This window comes from Gloeomargarita sp., from assembly GCF_053491055.1.
This window is the reverse complement of record NZ_JBRCEP010000075.1, coordinates 29,375-47,435: the sequence shown is the minus strand read 5'-3', so window position 1 is coordinate 47,435 and position 18,061 is coordinate 29,375. Positions and strand designations below refer to the sequence as shown.

General features: G+C 56.6%; 14 protein-coding genes. 1 reads left to right on the top strand and 13 read right to left on the bottom strand.

Annotated elements, in window-relative coordinates; genetic code table 11:
* Positions 1 to 806 precede the first annotated feature (806 nt).
* The 3 genes from ACWISF_RS08505 to ACWISF_RS08495 are packed head-to-tail and all read right to left on the bottom strand — an operon-like array spanning position 807 to position 2,590.
* Positions 807 to 1,091 carry a small RNA NsiR4-regulated ssr1528 family protein gene (locus ACWISF_RS08505; protein ID WP_448381156.1) on the bottom strand — a complete coding sequence of 95 codons (285 nt, stop codon included), beginning with the start codon at positions 1,089 to 1,091 and terminating at the stop codon, positions 807 to 809.
* A 12-nt stretch (positions 1,092 to 1,103) separates the two neighbouring features.
* Positions 1,104 to 2,087, bottom strand: a complete 984-nt coding sequence (gene mazG / locus ACWISF_RS08500; protein ID WP_448381155.1) for a nucleoside triphosphate pyrophosphohydrolase — start codon at positions 2,085 to 2,087, stop codon at positions 1,104 to 1,106.
* Entirely contained in the window at positions 2,084 to 2,590 is a 507-nt protein-coding gene (locus tag ACWISF_RS08495; protein ID WP_448381154.1) for a hypothetical protein, read from the bottom strand. The genes mazG and ACWISF_RS08495 overlap by 4 nt, the downstream gene beginning before the upstream one ends.
* Positions 2,591 to 2,653: 63 nt before the next feature.
* Between ACWISF_RS08495 and ACWISF_RS08490 the strand changes: the two genes are divergently transcribed.
* Positions 2,654 to 3,985: a dihydroorotase gene (locus ACWISF_RS08490; protein WP_448381153.1), complete on the top strand. Its 1,332-nt coding sequence runs from the start codon at positions 2,654 to 2,656 to the stop codon at positions 3,983 to 3,985.
* Positions 3,986 to 3,988: 3 nt separating this feature from the next.
* Here the strand turns inward: ACWISF_RS08490 and ACWISF_RS08485 are convergent, their stop codons facing one another.
* The 10 genes from ACWISF_RS08485 to ACWISF_RS08440 form a co-directional block, all read right to left on the bottom strand.
* On the bottom strand, positions 3,989 to 5,017 hold the full coding sequence (locus ACWISF_RS08485; protein ID WP_448381152.1) for a CobW family GTP-binding protein: 1,029 nt from the start codon (positions 5,015 to 5,017) through the stop codon (positions 3,989 to 3,991).
* A 43-nt stretch (positions 5,018 to 5,060) separates the two neighbouring features.
* On the bottom strand, positions 5,061 to 8,594 hold the full coding sequence (locus ACWISF_RS08480) for a response regulator (RefSeq protein WP_448381151.1): 3,534 nt from the start codon (positions 8,592 to 8,594) through the stop codon (positions 5,061 to 5,063).
* 18 nt (positions 8,595 to 8,612) lie between these two features.
* Entirely contained in the window at positions 8,613 to 10,877 is a 2,265-nt protein-coding gene (locus tag ACWISF_RS08475) for a methyl-accepting chemotaxis protein (protein ID WP_448381150.1), read from the bottom strand.
* A 164-nt stretch (positions 10,878 to 11,041) separates the two neighbouring features.
* Entirely contained in the window at positions 11,042 to 11,572 is a 531-nt protein-coding gene (locus tag ACWISF_RS08470; RefSeq protein WP_448381149.1) for a chemotaxis protein CheW, read from the bottom strand.
* Positions 11,569 to 11,952, bottom strand: a complete 384-nt coding sequence (locus tag ACWISF_RS08465; protein WP_448381148.1) for a response regulator transcription factor — start codon at positions 11,950 to 11,952, stop codon at positions 11,569 to 11,571. The genes ACWISF_RS08470 and ACWISF_RS08465 overlap by 4 nt, the downstream gene beginning before the upstream one ends.
* 49 nt (positions 11,953 to 12,001) lie before the next feature.
* The gene (locus ACWISF_RS08460) at positions 12,002 to 12,676 is read right to left on the bottom strand and encodes a carbon dioxide-concentrating mechanism protein (RefSeq protein ID WP_448381159.1); all 675 of its coding nucleotides are present in this window, start codon (positions 12,674 to 12,676) and stop codon (positions 12,002 to 12,004) included.
* 443 nt (positions 12,677 to 13,119) lie between these two features.
* Positions 13,120 to 14,949 (bottom strand): glutamine--fructose-6-phosphate transaminase (isomerizing), encoded by a 1,830-nt coding sequence (glmS, locus tag ACWISF_RS08455; RefSeq protein WP_448381158.1) that lies wholly within the window; start codon positions 14,947 to 14,949, stop codon positions 13,120 to 13,122.
* Between the two features lie 309 nt (positions 14,950 to 15,258).
* Positions 15,259 to 15,732 carry a CBS domain-containing protein gene (locus ACWISF_RS08450; protein ID WP_448381147.1) on the bottom strand — a complete coding sequence of 158 codons (474 nt, stop codon included), beginning with the start codon at positions 15,730 to 15,732 and terminating at the stop codon, positions 15,259 to 15,261.
* 33 nt (positions 15,733 to 15,765) lie between these two features.
* A complete protein-coding gene (cbiD, locus tag ACWISF_RS08445; protein WP_448381146.1) occupies positions 15,766 to 16,872 on the bottom strand; it encodes a cobalt-precorrin-5B (C(1))-methyltransferase CbiD in 1,107 nt (368 codons plus the stop codon).
* On the bottom strand, positions 16,862 to 18,055 hold the full coding sequence (locus ACWISF_RS08440) for an aminotransferase class I/II-fold pyridoxal phosphate-dependent enzyme (RefSeq protein WP_448381145.1): 1,194 nt from the start codon (positions 18,053 to 18,055) through the stop codon (positions 16,862 to 16,864). Before ACWISF_RS08440 ends, cbiD begins: the two co-directional genes overlap by 11 nt.
* Positions 18,056 to 18,061 lie beyond the last annotated feature (6 nt).

Here is an 18,061-nt window from a genome sequence, read left to right as displayed (position 1 = left end):
CTCTGGAGGGGCTCTACGGCCTCTCTACCGGGCTGGCTGCCGTGCGAGCTCATCATGTGGAAGTGATCCAATCGGCCGTGAACCGCCTGGAACACCGCGGTCGCACCCAACTGTTGCTGCCTTTGGATCCCACCTTTGTGTTAAGCGGGGAAAAATCCAGCTAAATCTCATAAGAAATCGTTTACATTTTTTGCAAATCCCTTCGAAAAGTAATGAGCTCAAGAAAATTGAGCTAGCCCAAGCTCTCTAGAAATGGGCAAAGCGCAAACCTTAAGCTATGCCGATATTTCTAGATTGCAGACTTCCATTTGCTCTTATACCAGAGACAGAGAGCTGCGGATCCCAGGGCCATGGATGGATTGCGACACCCCTTTCCCGAATCACGAGAAGTGAGGCTGCGACAACTATTGATTCGAGAGCGCTGGCCGGAAATGCTGAAGGGCTGCCGGGCCTGCATCCATTGGGACGACTTCAAGCGACCCGAATGCTGCGGCGACTGTGGCATTGGCGATCGCCGCAGACAAGAAGCAGAAAACCAGCCCAGCAAATCTTCAGGCATTTAGCTTAATCGGCGGGAAGCCCCGCACTGTATGGGTGAATTGTGTTGGCTCAAGAGCCAATCAGTGTCGCGATGAAAGCCGTTCGTGCTGCAATTGAGGCGAACAAGTTAAATCTCTGGAGAGTTTCTCGCCGTGGATCGCACGGTGGCAGCACACTGAGACCTCTGTACAAACAAGTCTGTGAAGCGTGAAGCCCGCACTCTATCAGAGTTGTGTTTACTCAAGGATGATGAGTGACGGGAGTCGTCACGATTCTCCGTAGTAAAAGGCAATTTCCTTAGGTTTAAGCGGGGCAAAATCTGCCGCCACCAGTTTGGCGTTCAGCACCTCTAAGGGGAAATGTTTGGCCCCGATCCGCACGATCCGAGAACGCATGGTATTGGTCACGCCGCTGCGCTGGCGATTGGCTTCCAGAGCCATCACTTCCTGGTAAAGCGCCAAACGCGCTGCCGGAATGGGCGTACCATCCAAGTCCACGCCGCGGGCAATCGCCGCATCCACCGCATCTGCACCCAGAGTTTCAGGATTCATTGCTTTGGCAACCTAATTTTTATCCTCAGGATAATCGAATACCCGGCGGGGATCAAGGGAAACAGGCAATCCTGACACCCCCTTTCCATCCTGGGCCGTTAACGCACATTGTTGCACCAGCAACAGATTCCGGGCTGTCAGGGCCAGATGGGGGTCCAAGTTGTGCGCCACCGCCCAAGCCACCAGCGCAAACAACACCCGCCCCAACTGCTCGGCATCCGGTTGCTGCACCAACGCCTGCACCTGGGCAATCAGGGTGGTGGCCTTCACCGGGTGGGCATCACCATCTGGGAAATGGGCGGATAGTTTTTGATAGATTTTAGCTGCTGCCATCAGGGCCGGAAAAGTCGCTATATAGTGATGCAATTTTGCCGGTAAGGAATGCCCTTGCTCTTGTTGTTTGATCGCCTCCCAATTTTGCCGCACCACCGCCACATCCTCCACTGCTAATTCACCAAAAACGTGGGGATGGCGGCGAATCAATTTTTCGCTAATGCCATTGGCGACTTCCACGAGGGAAAAGTCTCCCGTCTCTTGGGCAATTTGGGCTTGTAAAACCACTTGCAAAAGCAAATCTCCTAGTTCTTCTTGGATGGCAGTTGCATTACCTGTGCCAATTGCCTGTACTACTTCGTAGGCTTCCTCGATAATGTAGGGGGTTAAACTCGTTGGCGTTTGCGCTAAATCCCAAGGGCAACCCGTTTCTGGGTGGCGTAATTGGGCGACAATATCCACCAGTTGCCGGTAACTTTCTCGCACCGGGTCGGCCAGATACACATGCAGGGGATAATCCCAATCCAGATGAGGCAGTTCCGATTTTTTCCCCGCAAACAGATGGGTTTTCTGATTGAACAAAATTAGGGGTTGTGTGGGGCTGCAATAGGGCAAAAGGGTTTGCAATTCTTGAGCATTGAGAAGATGCAAACATAGGGCTGGCAATTGCAGTGGTTGCCCCTGTTGTAAGCGGTCAACCGATATAATATGGAGGCTGTTCATCGGCGTCCCATTTCCCTTTTCAAACGTTCAAATTCCAGTTCTAATTCCATATTTTGAAATTCTTTTTCGACGGCATCTGGAGTGCTGCTGGTGGTCGGGGAATAGCTGGTCTTGGCCTTTTGCCGTTTGGCTTGAATTTGTGCCAGTAACGTTTCCAATTGTTGGATGCGTTTTTTGGTGACCGTCAATTCTGCCCAGTATTGATGGCCTTGGGTCATTAAAACCTGCTGTCGCATCTTGGCCGCCTCAAGCAAATCTGGTCGTTGCGCCCGTTCTGCCAAACCTAACCGTTCCTGCCAAAGGCGAATCTGTTGGCCTGTTTCTAAAATTTTTTGCTCTAGTGTTTGCATTTCCCCCTGCAATTGTTGCAACAGGTGACGGGTTTGGGTTTCCTGTTCCGCCAGGGTGTCCTGTTCCATCGCAGCGGCAATGTCCGGGTGCGCTTGCAGAAAATCGTCCAATTTGGCCGATAAGTACGCCTCTAAATCATCCCACCAACCCATACCTACCCCCCTTGCCCGATAATATATTTAGTTTAATGGTTGTACCGCACTTGGTTCCAGGGCATGTTTTATCAAGGGAACCATCTGTGGATTCACCAAGCCCAAATGGTGGGAGCAGATGGTCAATTACGGCGTTGCAATGTGGGGATTCAAGGGGGCAAAATCGTCGCCATCACCGATGAGGATCACCGGCAACAGTATCCCTATATCTTAGAGGCAGACGGTTGGGTTCTATTGCCGGGAGTGATTGATCCCCAGGTGCATTTTCGTGAACCTGGCCTAGAGCACAAAGAAGATTTTGTCACGGCCAGTCATGCCTGCGCCAGAGGGGGCGTGACCTCTTTTTTAGAAATGCCCAATACCCGTCCCTTAACCACCGATCAGGCAACCTTAGATGACAAACTATGCCGCGCTGCCCAAAAATCCTTAGTCAATTACGGTTTTTTTATCGGGGCAACCCGGTCAAATTTAGCAGAAATTAACCAGGTAAAGCCGGTCTGTGGCATTAAGGTTTTTATGGGTTCCATGCACGGAGATTTACTCATTGATGATGCGGCGTATTTAGAGCGTATTTTTGCCACCGGAACCCGTTTGATTGCTGTACATGCGGAAAACCAACAGCGGATCAATCAACGTCGCCAAGAATTTGCTGACCGATATCATATCCCGGATATTCACTCAGACATTCAAGATGACATAGCGGCACTCCAGGCAACCGAATTGGCAGTCAATTTATCCATAAAATATCGCCGCAGATTACATATTTTGCACTTATCTACTGCTCTAGAAGTAGAATTTTTACGCACCCACAAAAAGCCCTGGATCACGGCAGAAGTCACCCCGCAACACCTACTGTTGAATCGCTCCGCCTATCACACCTTGGGCACATTGGCGCAGATGAATCCCCCCCTACGCACGGCCCGCGATAATGAGGTTTTGTGGCAAGGACTCCATACGGGTTTGATTGATTTTATGGCTACGGATCATGCGCCCCATACGTTGGCCGAAAAAGCCCGTCCCTATCCCGAATCCCCCTCAGGAATGCCTGGGGTAGAAACCCTGCTACCGTTGATGCTCACCCAGGCAAAACAAGGGAAATGTTCGTTACCACAGGTCATCCATTGGCTATCAACAAATGTGGCAAAAGCCTACGGAATTAGAAATAAAGGGCAAATTGCCATTGGGTATGACGCCGATTTGGTGCTGGTGGATTTAGAGCGTACGCAACCCGTGCGACGGGAAGATTTGCAAACCAAATGTGGGTGGAGTCCCTTCGAAGGTTGGGAATTGACGGGTTGGCCGCAGGTCACCATTGTCGGGGGGCAAATTGTCTATTACCAAGGCCAATTCAACGAGCAGGTGCGCGGCCAGGCTTTGCAATTTTCAGAACCCTAAATCCTAGGGCTTCCCGGCATCCACCAAACAGGCTTGCACATCCTGCAACAACGTCTCTTGATCGAGATTCTGCCCGATGAAGACCAATTGATTTTTGGGGGGAATAGGCCGGTCATCCACATCCAAACTGTAGCGCTTACCGCTGAGTTGAAAGATATAACGGAGGGTGCTGCGGTCAAACCACAAAATCCCCTTCGCCCGAAACACATTCGTTGGCAGTTTGTCCGTTAAAAAGAATTGAAATTTTTCCAGGTGAAACGGTTGCTCGCTTGTAAATGAAACCACCATAAACCCGTCATTTTCTAAGTGATGCGAGTGGTGGTGATGTTCGTGATGCTCGTGGTCGTGGTCATGATGAGCCGATGATTGGGCAGCAGCCATTAAATGGGTATGGGGGGCATCAATTCCCAAAATCAACGGCAGAGGCACTTGCCCATGCACCGTAGTCAAGATGCGGGCGCCGGCTTTCATGTCACAGATGCGCCGGGTCAACTCCTGCACCCGCTCTGGAGAAACCAAATCCACCTTATTCAACAAAATAATATCCCCGTAGGTCAGTTGACTCAAAGCCGCTTCACTGTTGAATAAATCAGGGGCAAACGCTGAAGCATCTACCACCGTTAAAATCGAATCCAAGTGGGTCAAATCCCGCAATTCTGTCCCCAAAAACGTGAGCGCAACCGGCAGGGGATCGGCGACGCCTGTGGTTTCTACGACCAAATAATCAATGCGCTCCTGCCGCTCCAAAACGTTATAAACTGCATCCACCAAACTATCATTAATCGTGCAACAAATACAGCCATTGCTTAGTTCAATCATCCCCTCATCCACCGACACCAAAAGCTGGCTGTCAATGTTAATATCCCCAAATTCATTCACCAATACCGCCACCTTCAAATCCTGCCGGTTCCGCAAAATATGGTTGAGCAACGTGGTTTTGCCACTCCCTAGAAACCCCGTAATAATCGTCACCGGTAACCCCCGCTTGGGCAATTCCAACGCCAAGGGCGCAGACATAGACTGGGCCATCATCCCTCGTTATCCCCCAGAACTGATAATGATTCTCATTGTACCCCTAACGGTTCGGGGTCACCAGACTTTCCCCCTGCAACAGCCGCCGGGCCGCTTCTAGCAGGGTTTCTTCCAGGTACGGTTTGGTAAAGTAGGCATTGGCGCCCAGTTGGATGGCCATTTGCCGGTGCCGTTCCGCCCCCCGCGACGTCAGCATGGCAATCGGCAAATGCTTGAGGTTGGGATCGCGGCGGATTTTCGACAACAGTTCCAGCCCATCCATCCGCGGCATTTCAATATCACAAAACATCAAGTCGCAAGGAAGACCATCCCGCAGCTTTTCCCAAGCTTCCTGCCCGTCCCGCGCCTGCTCCACCCGATAGCCCTTGTTGCTAAAGGTCATCGAGAGCATCTCCCGCACCACAATCGAGTCGTCCACAATCAGCACCGTCGGTTCATCAGTGGTCTCCGGCTCCACCGGGGCAACACCTTGCCACAGCGGCATACTCGGCGGCGGCATTTGCCCCAGCGCCAAATCCACCAACTCCAGGATGTCGGCAATCATCATGATCCGCCCATCCCCCAAAATGGTCGCCCCCGCAATCCCCAGCGGTTTTTTGACCGGCCCGGTCAGTTGCTTGATCACCACTTCCTGCTCGTTCAACACCTGGTCCACCTGGAAGGCCACGTGTCGTCCCAAACTATGCACAATCACGATAGCCATCCCCTCTTGCGCCGTCGCACCACCGTAGATATTCCCCCGGCCAATCAACCGCCCGTAGTGCAACAGTTCGCTCAAAGACCGCAGGGGAATCCGCTGCCCTTGCCAATCCAAGGTCAACTTGCCATCCGCGCCCGTATGAATCATCTCCGGCGTCACATCCACCGGCACATCTGCCACCCCATCCATCGGAAACGCCACCCGCGCATGGCTGACCACACAGGGCAACGACTTGGAAATACTCAGGGTCAAAGGCAGCCGAATGGTAAAGGTCGTTCCTTTGCCCAACTCCGAATCCACCACCACCGTCCCCCGAATTTCCGCCAAATTCTGGCGCACCACATCCAGCCCGACCCCCCGACCGGCAAACTCATCCGCCTGATCCTTGGTACTAAACCCAGGCATAAACAGCAGTTGGTAAATGTCCTGCTTGCTCATGGTGGCCGCCTGCTCCGGCGTAATCAAGCCCCGCTCAATCGCCTTGGCCTTCACCCGATCCGGATTGATCCCCACCCCATCATCGCTGACCGTAATGACCGTTTGGTTCCCCTGATGGGATGCCCGAATCACGATTTTGCCGACCGGCGATTGCCCCGCCGCCTGCCGCTGCGCCGGTAACCCAATCCCATGCACAATCGCGTTGTTCACCAGGTGCGTCATCGGGTCGGTCAGCTTTTCCAGAATCATCTTGTCAATCAGCGTATCCCGCCCCTCAATTTCCAACTTCACCTGCTTCCCGCACTTAAGGGCCACATTCCGCACCGCCCGCGGCAACCGGTCCGTCACCCGCGAAAACGGTTCCATCCGTGCGCTGTTGATCCCCTCCTGCAGCCCCTGGGTAATGCGTTGGAAACTGCGCACCACCTCATCAAACGCTTCCACCATAAACCCAATATCCTGGGCCGCTTCCCGTACCCGCAACACCCGCTCGGCAATCTCCTGCGACAGGGTATGGAAGCCTGTGAAGCGATCCATTTCCAGGGCATCAAATTCTGCCCCCGTACTGTGCTGGGCCCCCCCTGGGCCACTACCGACAACACTGCGCGTCCCACTCCCACGGCCCGCACTCAAAGCCCCTTCCAAAAGCGAACGTTCGTACAAATCCTGCATCCGTTGGCTCAGGTCATTGAGCTGATGCGCCTGATGCAACAAATTCTCCAAAAACTGCCGCAACTGGTTTTGATCCTCGCTGAGGGTATTCCGGGAAACCACCAACTCCCCAATCAGATTGCTGAGATTGTCCAATTGGCGTATGGGCACCCGCATGGTCTGCTCCATGACCGGGGCGCTGGCTGAGGCAGTAATTCGAGGTTCTGGCTCAGATACCGTCGGTCGAGGCGGTGGGGGAGCCGCCGCTGGCTCTTGAGTCTCAAGTCCCAAAGACTTAGCCAGCTCATCCAGATTTTCCGTCACGTCAGGTTGCCCCTCAGCAGGCGTTGTTTCCGTGGTCAGAACCGCTTCCAGGGCGCTCAAATCCTCAGATAAATCCGGCAGTTCCAAATCAGCTAAAGCCAAATCACCACTGGCATCCGTTGGTTCCAGACCCGGCGTCTCAGGAAAATCTAGTTCCGCCAGTTCCGTATCAATTTGCTGCGCCAATTCAGCATCAATGGCAGCCAAATCATCCAAAGCCCCAATTTCGCTGTCCAAAGCTGCCAGCTCTTCTAGCTCGGTTTCCTGCCAGGGGTCGGTATCCGCTTGCTCAGTCGTCGGCGTCTCCGGTTCAGGGTTGGCAAAGGCAGCCAGCGCCGCCTCCCAATCCACCCCCAAATCGCCAACCAACCCTGAATCACCTGAACTCAATTCAGCAGGAATTTCCGGCACATCCGGCAATTCACCTGCAGGTTCTGTCTCAGGAGCAATATCATCAACACCCAATCCACCCAAATCAGCCGCCGTTTCCGCACCCAAATCCAGCGTCGGAATATCCCCCAACTCTTCCCCAAAAGCAAACTCAGCCGCTTCCCCGGTAGCCGCACCCACCTCAAAAGCGGCAGAATCCTCCGCAACCTCACCCAAATCAGCCGCCGTTTCCGCACCCAAATCCAGCGTCGGAATATCCCCCAACTCTTCCCCAAAAGCAAACTCAGCCGCTTCCCCGGTAGCCGCAGCACCCACCGGTTCCGCCGTTTGCCCTTCCTCCGGCACAGCAAATAAATTCGCCAGGTCACCCAATTCTGCCGCCGCTTGCTCCACAGGCAAGGCCGTTTCCGCATCCCCAGCCGCCACCGGCGCTGCTTCCGACCCTAACGAAAACAACTCAGCCAAGGAAGCCAATTCCTCCACTGCACTGGCAAGTGGAGCCGCCGCTTCCCCCGCCGGAACCTCAGCAACCGCTGCCCCCGCCTCCAAATCGGCAAACAACTCCTCCAAATTCAATTCTTCGCCATCCCCGGCCTGAGCAGCCGTAGCCCCCGCCTCCCAGGCCGCCGGAATCCCTTCCCCTTGCACCAAAATCTGCAACAGCGCCTCCAATTGGATAAAATTCGGCTCCTGGTCAATCACCGCCTGCTGCCCCATCTCAAAGGGAATATCCCCTTCCTGCTGCAAATGGTTGACCAGCCCCTCCAACGCCGCTACCCCCTGCCGGAAGCGCTCGACCATTTCCGGGCTAAGTTGCACCCGCCGCGCCACCCCTTGATCCCGCAGAATCTTCAAACAATCCTCTAGCCGCAGCGCCATCTGCTTGACGGCATCCAAACCCAACATCGCCGCGCCCCCTTTGATGGAATGGGCCGCCCGGAACCAACTGGCCACCTCCTCCGCATCCGCCAACGGCTGCGCCATCGCCGTTAGCGCCTGATGCAGAATCGCCAAATGTTCCTGGGTCTCCTGGAGGAAATATTCCAGAATCCGTTTTTGTTTGGCCGCATCCATACCGTATCTCCTATAGGTTTAAAGGGGTTCGGTTGTCCCTAAACGGAACCGTTCAACAGAAGCTTGCAACCCACGGGCAACCTCCGCCAAATTCTGCAACGCCACCGAAACCCGCTGGGCCTCCTGGGACGTCTCTTGCGCCGTCAATTCCACCGACTGCATCACCTGCGTCACATTGCGGGACACCTCCGTTTGCCGTACCGTATCCGCCGTAATCGACTGCACCAGCGTATCAATCTGTTGCGACACCTGAATAATCTCTTCCAACGCCCGCTTGGCCTGTTCCGCCACCCGCGTCCCCCGAATCACCTCCTGGGTACCCTCCTCCATGGCCGTCATCACCAGCCCCGTTTCCCCCTGAATCTGCAACACAATTTGCTCAATTTCCTTGGAAGCACGACTGGTTCGGTCCGCCAACTGCCGCACCTCGTCTGCCACAATCGCAAACCCCCGCCCCGCTTCCCCCGCCTTGGCCGCCTCAATACTGGCATTCAACGCCAACAAGTTCGTCCGCTGGGCAATCTGACCAATCGAGTTCACAATTTTGTTAATCTCCTGCGCCGATTCCGCCAACCGCTTCACCTTACGCGTGGTTTCCGCCACCGACTCGCGAATACTCTGAATCCCCGCCACCGTCTGATCCACCGCTTCCCCACCCCGCAAGGCAGTCTCCGAGGCCGTGCGTGCCACCTGCGCCGCCTCCCGCGCACTCTCGGCCACCCGCTGGATCGAATCGGTCATCATCTGCACCGAATTCAACGTACTGGCCAATTCCTGGGCCTGCCGCAACGCATTCGCCGACAACTCCCGCGCAAAATACTCACTGTCCGCCGCCGCCCGCCCCACCTGCAGGGTCGAGGTTTTCACCTGTTGCACAATCTGGCGGATGTTTTGAATGATGAGGTTAAACGAATCCGCCACCGCCCCCAAAATGTCCGCCGTAACCTCCGCTTGCACCGTCAAATCCCCCCGCGCTGCCCCCTCCACATCATCCAGCAACCGGATCACCTGCCGTTGCAAATCCTCCCGCGAACGCTCTACCTCCTCCGCCGTCTTTTGCAATTCCTGAAACCGCTCCCGCACCTGCTCCAACATCCGATTAAAGGCCAGCGCCGCTTCGGTAAAATCATCCTGGCCCACCACACTCAACGCCGACTGAAATTCACCCCGCCCCAACGCCTCACAACTCAAACGCAATTCCTCAGAAAATTGCCGCACCCGCTGGGCTTTGACCCCGCCGCCCCCATTACCCAAGGCCACCGCTGCACCCCCGCCCAACACGGCAGCCAAAAGCGCCCCCCAAGGACGCTGGGGCACCACCAAAGCCGCCCCCCCGGCGACCACCGCCACCACAGCCCCCACCCACAAGGACTTGGGTAAACCTGAAGACGACTTGCGCACCGGCGTAACCGACACAGGCGGAGCCACCGGAGTCACCGCATTTTTCAAACTCGGACGGGTCGCCACCGTCTCCGGCGTGGACACTGCGCCCAATGTATCCGTCTGCTCCACCGCCGGGTCAGCCGCCTGGCTCCGTGGCCTTCCTCCCGTCAACGGGTCATCCGCAAACACCGCCTCAGCCGCCTGAAAACTAAACAAACCCGGTTCTGTCGCCGGTTCACTCGCCCCCGCCGACTTGGTCACATCCATCAACAGGGTATCCGCCCCCTCCCCTGTCTCCCGTTCCGTCACCCCTGGGGGGTGCGACCTCTGGGAAAACGGCGTATCCATAATCAGCGTGTGATCCCCGCCATACCCATGCTCCGGCTCCTCCGGCATCGCCAAAGGATGTTCCTCTGCCATGGGTTCGCTCACAGGCGTCTCTGTCACAAAGGGATTGACCGCCGCCGCAGCCAGATCCTCTGCCGCTGCCGGTTGCCGAAACACCAGGGTCTCTGGCTGGGCAGGACGTTCCTCTTCCACATCCTGCACCACAAACGGGTTATCCATCCCTTCCCCATTCATTTCCAGCCGCTGTACCGGTGCGGTAAAATCCTCCTGCGTCCCACCGGCCAAACACTGATTCACATCGTTTAGCCCATTGCGCGCATACTCCACCAATTCCGGGTCATTGGTCAACTCCAGCACCCGCTGATAATGCGCCCGCGCCTGGACATAGTCCTGGGTACAAAGATAAATGTGCCCCCGCAACAGATGCAGGTTGGGCATATCATCATATTGCCGCAACAGGGCATCCGCAATCGTAGCCGCCTCAGCATAGTCACCCTTGACGTAGGCATTCGTGGCGCGCTCGTAGTCAACATGATAATTGCTGGTGGCCATTGACCCTGACTCCTTATCAGCGATCCATAGCGGGGTAGTGCATTGGCGACGGCAGGATAGTAACAAAGCTTGAGTGCAACTCTAGGCGAACCTCAGCAATTGCGCCATTTTAGTTATAACTTGTGAACCCCCCCTTCCTCAATAGCCATCTGGAGGTTCCCCCCTTAAACCGCAGCCGACCACACCTGGGGATCCACCAAGGCTTTTGGTGCCAACAACTGCACCACCGCCCCATCCGGCAACGACCATTCCCCCTGCACCAAAGATGGCCCCTGGGCTGGGTTCTCGCCGCTCAACGGGGGACGCAACTGCCGGGGGTCGAGAAATTCCGCCCCCACCACCCGGTCAATCGCCAACCCACAGGCAACCCCCTGCTCTGACACCACAATCACCGACAGTTCTGGCCGGTTGGTATTCAACGGTGGCAACCCCAAAAACATCCCCAAATCGCCGATCCAAATCACCTGCCCCCGCCAGTTGTACGCCCCCATCACCGTGGGCGGCACGTTGGGCACGGCACTGATCCGTTCGGGACTCACCCCCACCACTTCCTGCACCCCCATCGCCGGCAGGGCAAATTCCGCCCCCGAATTCAGAACAAACCGTAGATACAGTTCCCCCTGAACCCTACCCTCGTCAGGACGGCTTTCTCCCCCACCCGCCCCCAAAAAATCGGTTGTCGCATCCACCATCATCCCGATCCCCGCGGCGTTCGCAACAGATGACGCACAGTGCCGAGCAAATCCTGGGGTTCAAACGGCTTGACGATGTAGGCGTCCGCCCCCTGCTTCAAACCCCAATGCTTGTCAAACGTTTCGCCCTTGGAAGAACACATCAACACAGGTATTTGTTTGGTCTGCGGGTTGTCCCGCAACCTCCGCACCAATTCGTAGCCGTTCATGCGGGGCATGACCACATCCATCACCACCACATCGGGAATTTGCCCCCCACGCACCAGTGCCCAGGCCTCGTCCCCATCCTCAGCCGCCAACACCTGAAAGCCATCCTGCTCCAGCAGCGACACAATCATTTCCCGCTGGGTGCGTTGGTCTTCCACAACTAACACGGTTGCCATCGCCTCACCGCCCGCGCCTGCCCCCATTGTACACCGTTTCCCGGCAATCTCAACCCTCCTTGGCAGTCACTTCCACCCATTCATCTACCCGCTGGGGCATGGCCAAAGGCAGGCGCAGCGGCTGCAATTCCTGCAAGGGGCTGGCGGTCTGGGGCAAGGTGTGAACCAAATCCTCCAAAGGCCGCGGAATAACCATAATGGCGTGCAATTCCCCAATCCGACTGGCGGCTTCCATCCCCGCATCAATGGCAATCGTGACATCTGTCACCCGCCCCCGCAAAATCACCGTACACAGACCCGCCCCCAACTGGTCATAACCCACCAGATGCACATCGGCAGCCTTGAGCATGGCATCGGCAGCCCCCACCAGGGCCGGAAAACCCCGGGTCTCCAGCAACCCCACCGCCTGTCCCCGCTCAGGGTCAGGCGTGCCCAGGCGCGCCAAGACGGCCATGCTCGGACTAATCGGCAAAACCCGTTCCAAATCGGGCAGAGGCCGAGGCACCACCAAACTAGAAACGTACTGACCAAAGGCCGTAGCCGTTTCGATGCCCGTTTGCACCGCCAACCGTACCGAAGCAATATCGCCCCGCACCACGGCTGTACAATAGCCGCCGCCGGTTTTTTCGTACCCGACCAAATGCACCCCCGCCGCTTTGAGCATGGTGTCTGCCGTCCCGACCAGCGCGGGAAAACTTTGGGTGGAAACCAACCCCAGCGCCATGGATTCGTAGGGATTGACCGGGGGTTGGGTGCCCAGGGCGAGTTGGTTCTGGGTTTGGGTCGCAGGGGATGTAACCATAAATGACTGTCAGGTCACTAACCCTACTTTAGCGATAAACGGCAAATATCGTCCTGTCCAGGCGCAGCCTCAACCAACTTCTGCTTGGCTTAGAAGTGTTGCATCTTAAAATCTTGAGGGTTTGGGCCCAAATCTGCAGCGAACCTCATGAGACAAAGCTTGAAGCACGCATTCTCATCTATAGCTAAGCATACAAAGGTTGACATGCTGTGGGTCGCTGGGCGTAGCCCCACAATGGCGTAGCCATGAATCTTAAGGCGACAACCTTAACCTACCTAGCTATAACATCCTTCATCCCCTATAACTCAGTATAGGACTTCATTTCTATCCCCTACTTACACCAATAACAAAGATGGCATGGTTGCCTATTCCACAGTGACCGATTTAGCGAGATTACGCGGTTGATCCACATCTAAACCACGATGGGCAGCAATGTAATAAGCAAGTAGTTGTAATGGCATAACGGTCACTAAGGGGGAGAGCAATTCCGGCACTTCGGGGACGGTTAAATTCACCTGAAATAAATCGGGGATTTCTCGATTGGCTACTGTGCCCACCCCAATAATATGCGCTTCCCGGGCGCGGGCTTCTTGCACGTTGCTCAACACTTTATCGTACACACTCCCTGGCATGGCAATTGCAATCACGGGTACGCCTTTATCCAGTAAGGCGATCGGGCCATGTTTCATCTCGCCCGCCGGATAACCTTCGGCGTGAATGTAGCTCACTTCTTTGAGTTTTAAGGCGCCTTCTAGGGCAATCGGAAAATTAATACCGCGGCCCAAATAAATCACATGTTGGACTTCTGTAAATTCATGGGCCAATTGCTCAATAAGGGGGGCTTGGGTTTCTAAAATCCATTCCAGATGGTTGGGGATTTTTTGCAAATTGGCTAAGTATAATTCCAGCTTTTCTTGGCTGAGGATGTGCCGCTGATAGGCCAAGTCAAAAGCCAAAAGATAAAAGGCCACCACCTGAGCCATAAAGGTTTTCGTGGCAGCCACGCCAATTTCTATCCCGGCACGGGTGTCAATCAGATAGGGAACAAGGCGCCCCAAACTGCTTTCCGGACGGTTGGTAATGCCCAGTAACCAGGGGGTGCCCGTAAGGTGGCGAGAAGACGCCAAGCTCAAAGCGGCCAAGGTGTCGGCGGTTTCCCCGGATTGGGTGACGCCAATCGTGAGGGTGTGGGGACGGTAAGGAGGCGGCGCGTAGCGAAATTCGGACGCGTAGTGGACGGTCGTGGGCACCTGCGCCACCTGCTCCAACAGGTATTTGCCCACCAAACCGGCATGCCAACTGGTGCCGCAGGCGACGATTTGAATTTGCTCCAGGCGGGGATACAGCTCCTGCACCGGCCCTAAGGCAATCTGCCCGTCCAACAGATGGGACGCCAACCCCTGGCGCAACACCCCCGGCTGGTCGTGGATTTCCTTGAGCATGTAGTGCTTGAAGCCGCCTTTTTCCACCAGCACGGGGCTCCAGGTTAAGCGTTCGGGATACCGCTGCACCCGCTCGCCGCTGAAGGTGTAAAGTTCCACCCCCAGGGGCGTCAGCCGGGCCAGTTCTCCATTTTCCAGGCTCAAAAACGCCTGGGTATGGTGAATCAAAGCGGTCGTATCGGAAGCGCAAAACAATTCCCCCTGCCCCAACCCCACCACCAAGGGCGCCTGCTGGCGGGCAATGATAATTTCATCCGGAGCATCGGCGGTAATGGCGGCAATGGCAAAAGACCCTTCGAGTTGGGTCACCGTCAGCCGCATGGCTTCCAGGAAACTGTAATTTTTTTGTAAATACCGGCTCAGCAGGTGGGGGATCACTTCCGTATCGGTGTCGGACGTAAACACGCACCCTTGGGCAATCAGTTCCTCCCGCAGGGAACGGTAATTTTCGATGATGCCGTTTTGCACGACTGCCACCCGCCGCCGGTTGTCCACCTGGGGGTGGGCGTTGCGTTCTTCTGGTTTGCCGTGGGTGGCCCAGCGGGTATGACCAATGCCCACATGACTGACCGTGTTGGGCAAACGGGCTTGGAGATTGTGCAGCTTCCCTGAGGCCCGCAGGATGTGGAGTTCGCCGTCGCTGTACCAGGCCAGACCCGCCGAATCGTACCCCCGGTATTCCAGCCGCCGCAACCCTTCCATCAAAATCGGGGTAGCCGACTGTAACCCCACATAACCCACAATGCCGCACATACCTACCCCGCCGGAAAAGACATGTTCAACCACGGCAGGAACGACCAGGTTCTCCCTGCCTGCAACCCTACACCAACCATGGGCTTGCTTGTGACCTATTCCCCACCAGACAGGGAATGCTCCCAAGGTCACCCGGTGAGATGCCTGGTTCTACGGCCACACGTACCGTTTTGGGTTTCCCCACCACAGCCAAAGTGTCCGTCTCCCCAGTCGTGAATTCCCGCATGCCTTTCGGTACAACCTTCGTAATCAGGTCTGTCTTAAATTTTATGCCCTCTATCCCCCTGCCGCAGCGTTAGCCGGGCTTGGTCACGTTGGCGCACCCATTTCTAGGGCGATGCTGCGCACAATGTCCCCGCGGGTGAGAATGCCTACCACCCGCTGTTCCGAATTGACCACCGGCAGGCGGCGAATCCGGTGCTGGTGCATTTTGTGGGCAGCCACCGTCAGGGATTCCTCCGGGCGAATGCTGATGGGGTTGGGGGTCATCACATCTGCGACGGTTGCTCCCAATACCTTGTGCAGTTCTTGCCGGTAATGGTGGGGATTCTCCAGCCAAATCACCGCATCCATAAACCAAAAAAATACCGGTGGGCGCAGCCCCGCTTGGCGTTGCAAGATGTCTTGTGTGGACAAAACCCCCACCAATTGATGCCGTTCGTTTACCACCGGTAGGCCGCTGAATTTGTGTTCCCCCAAGATGGCTATTGCCTCCTCAATCGGGGTTTGCGGGTACACCACCACCGGGTTGGGGGTCATTGCCTCGGCAACGGTTTTGGTCATAGGATGCGCTCGCCTACAGAAATATAGTGGATTTTAGCGCAGGCTACTTCCCCGCGCGGGGAGAAATGGCGGCGGCACGCCGGGGGTTTGCGCGACAACCTGCCGTTCCCGGTCGAATAATATCACTTCGATCCGGAGGGGACGACCGCCGTGCGCCCGCAGGTAGCTCTGGGTGCGCTGTTGTATCTGCGCCAGGAGAATGTCATACAGGGTGCGGACTTTTAAGGGCTGAACCTGTTGGAGATAACGCATGGCCGCTTCCACCGTCGGCTGGGTGAGGAGCTTGTGCAACACCGGCAAGGGCAACCCCGCCCGCAGGCCACAGGCGGTGAGAATTTCCAAGCGGGCATCGGCCAGGTGGTGATGGGTGTGGAAAATGCCCCCTGCCAGTTTCAGCAGTTTGCCGTGATACCCCAACAGCACCAGGGTTTGCACCGGCCATAAGGCTGCTTCTAGCAACAAAGGCCCCAGCCAGTTGCCCGTTTTCACCAGATACTCGCCGGGAATGCCCCAAGCCCGCGCCAAATCTAAACCGTTTTCGCCAATGCAAAAAACCAAAGTGTCGTGTTGACCGGCCTTCTGCCGCAATTCCTGGCGAAATTGGTCAAGTTGCTCCGGGGCGCTCAACGGGTGGGCCATGCCGCTGGTGCCCAGCAGCGCTAAACCTTCGACCACCCCAAAGGCGGCATTAGACGTGCGTTCGGCCAGGCGGCGTCCCTGGGGGAGAATGATGGTGACTGTCAAAGGACGAGACGGACGCAGATGGTGGCGCAGCAAGCGTTGGGCGTAGCGGTAAATCGCCGGTTGGCCGCTTTCTCGGTGCCAGCCCACCCCAAACCCCCCTCGAATCGTCAGGAATTCCTGGTCCTTTTCCCCCGTGCCTGCCCAAGCCGCCACCGCCCACACCGGCGTATTCCGGGTGATATCCAAATTGTCGCCCGGCTGGGAATGGGTCACGGCCAATGCCCCCCCATCCGGCAAAGGAGCCACCTGGTCAATGGGAATGACGGCCGTTTCCGGCGGTTCGAGCAAATCTAACGTGACCGTTTCTAGCGGTTCTTCCGTTTGTAGGAAGTGACATGCGGCCACCGCACTGGCACAGGCAAACACAGGCAGGGTGTAGCCGGATTTAGCTGCCATCGTAGTAGCCCCGGAACTGCGTCAAAACCGCCACCAATTCCTCCAGTTGCGCGGGTGTATGGGTACTGGTCACCGACAGACGCAGGCGACTGGTAGGCACGGTGGGGGGACGAACCACCGCCGCAAACACCCCTGCTTGGAGCAAGGCGGGTTCCAAGGCCTGGGCCATCGCCGCACTGCGCACCGGCAGGATGAAAATGGGGGAGACGCCCCGGGAACGCAAAGGCAACCCCGCCTGGGTCAACCGTTCCTGTAGCGCCTCAATGTTGCGCCACAGTTGGGCTTGCCGTTCCGGTTCCTGCTGGACGATGGCCACGGCCATTGCCGCTGCTGCGGTATCGGGAATGGATAAGCCGGTGCTGTACATCCAGGTGGGGGCACGATGCCGCAGGTATTCCACCAGAGCCGCACTGCCGGCCACATAGCCGCCCATACTGCCGAGGGCTTTGCTGAGATTGCCCACCTGGATCAAGGGCCGCCCCTGACAGCCGGTTGCCTGCACCCAACCTGCCCCCGTCGCCCCGAACACCCCGTTGGCGTGCGCCTCATCCACCAGCACCATGCACTGGTACTGCTCGGCCAAATCCAGCAATTCCGGCAGGGGGCAGAGATCCCCATCCATACTAAAGAGGGTTTCGGTGACGATCAAACAGCGGCGGTACGCGGCGCAATGGGCGGCCAAAAGAGTTTGCAAATGGGCCAGGTCGTTGTGGGGGTAAGGATAGCCCTGCGCTTGGCTCAAGCGGACGCCCTGCTGCAAACAACTGTGACTGAATTGGTCGTAAAAGACCACATCCCGGTGGCCCACCAGCGCCGGAATGGTTCCCAAACAGGCTGCGTAGCCGCTGCTGAACACCAGGGCCTCTTCTGTGCCTTTCCAGCGGGCAATCTCCTGTTCCAACTGCCAATGCAAGGGACGATGCCCACTCAACCAACGGGAACCCGTGCTGCCTACCCCATACGCCTGCATGGCCTGGGTCGCCGCCTGCACCAAGCGGGGGTCACCGGCTAAGCCCAGATAGTCATTGCTGGCGAAATTGAGCACCTGACGGGCCTCGAGCGTCACCATCGCCCCCGGAGGACTGGCAACCGGTTTCAACCGCCGCCGCCAATGGGCGCGGTCCAAAGCCTCCAGGGCGGATGCCAACCAGTTGTAGGCCACCTGCGCCGATGCTTGGGCCATCGCTGT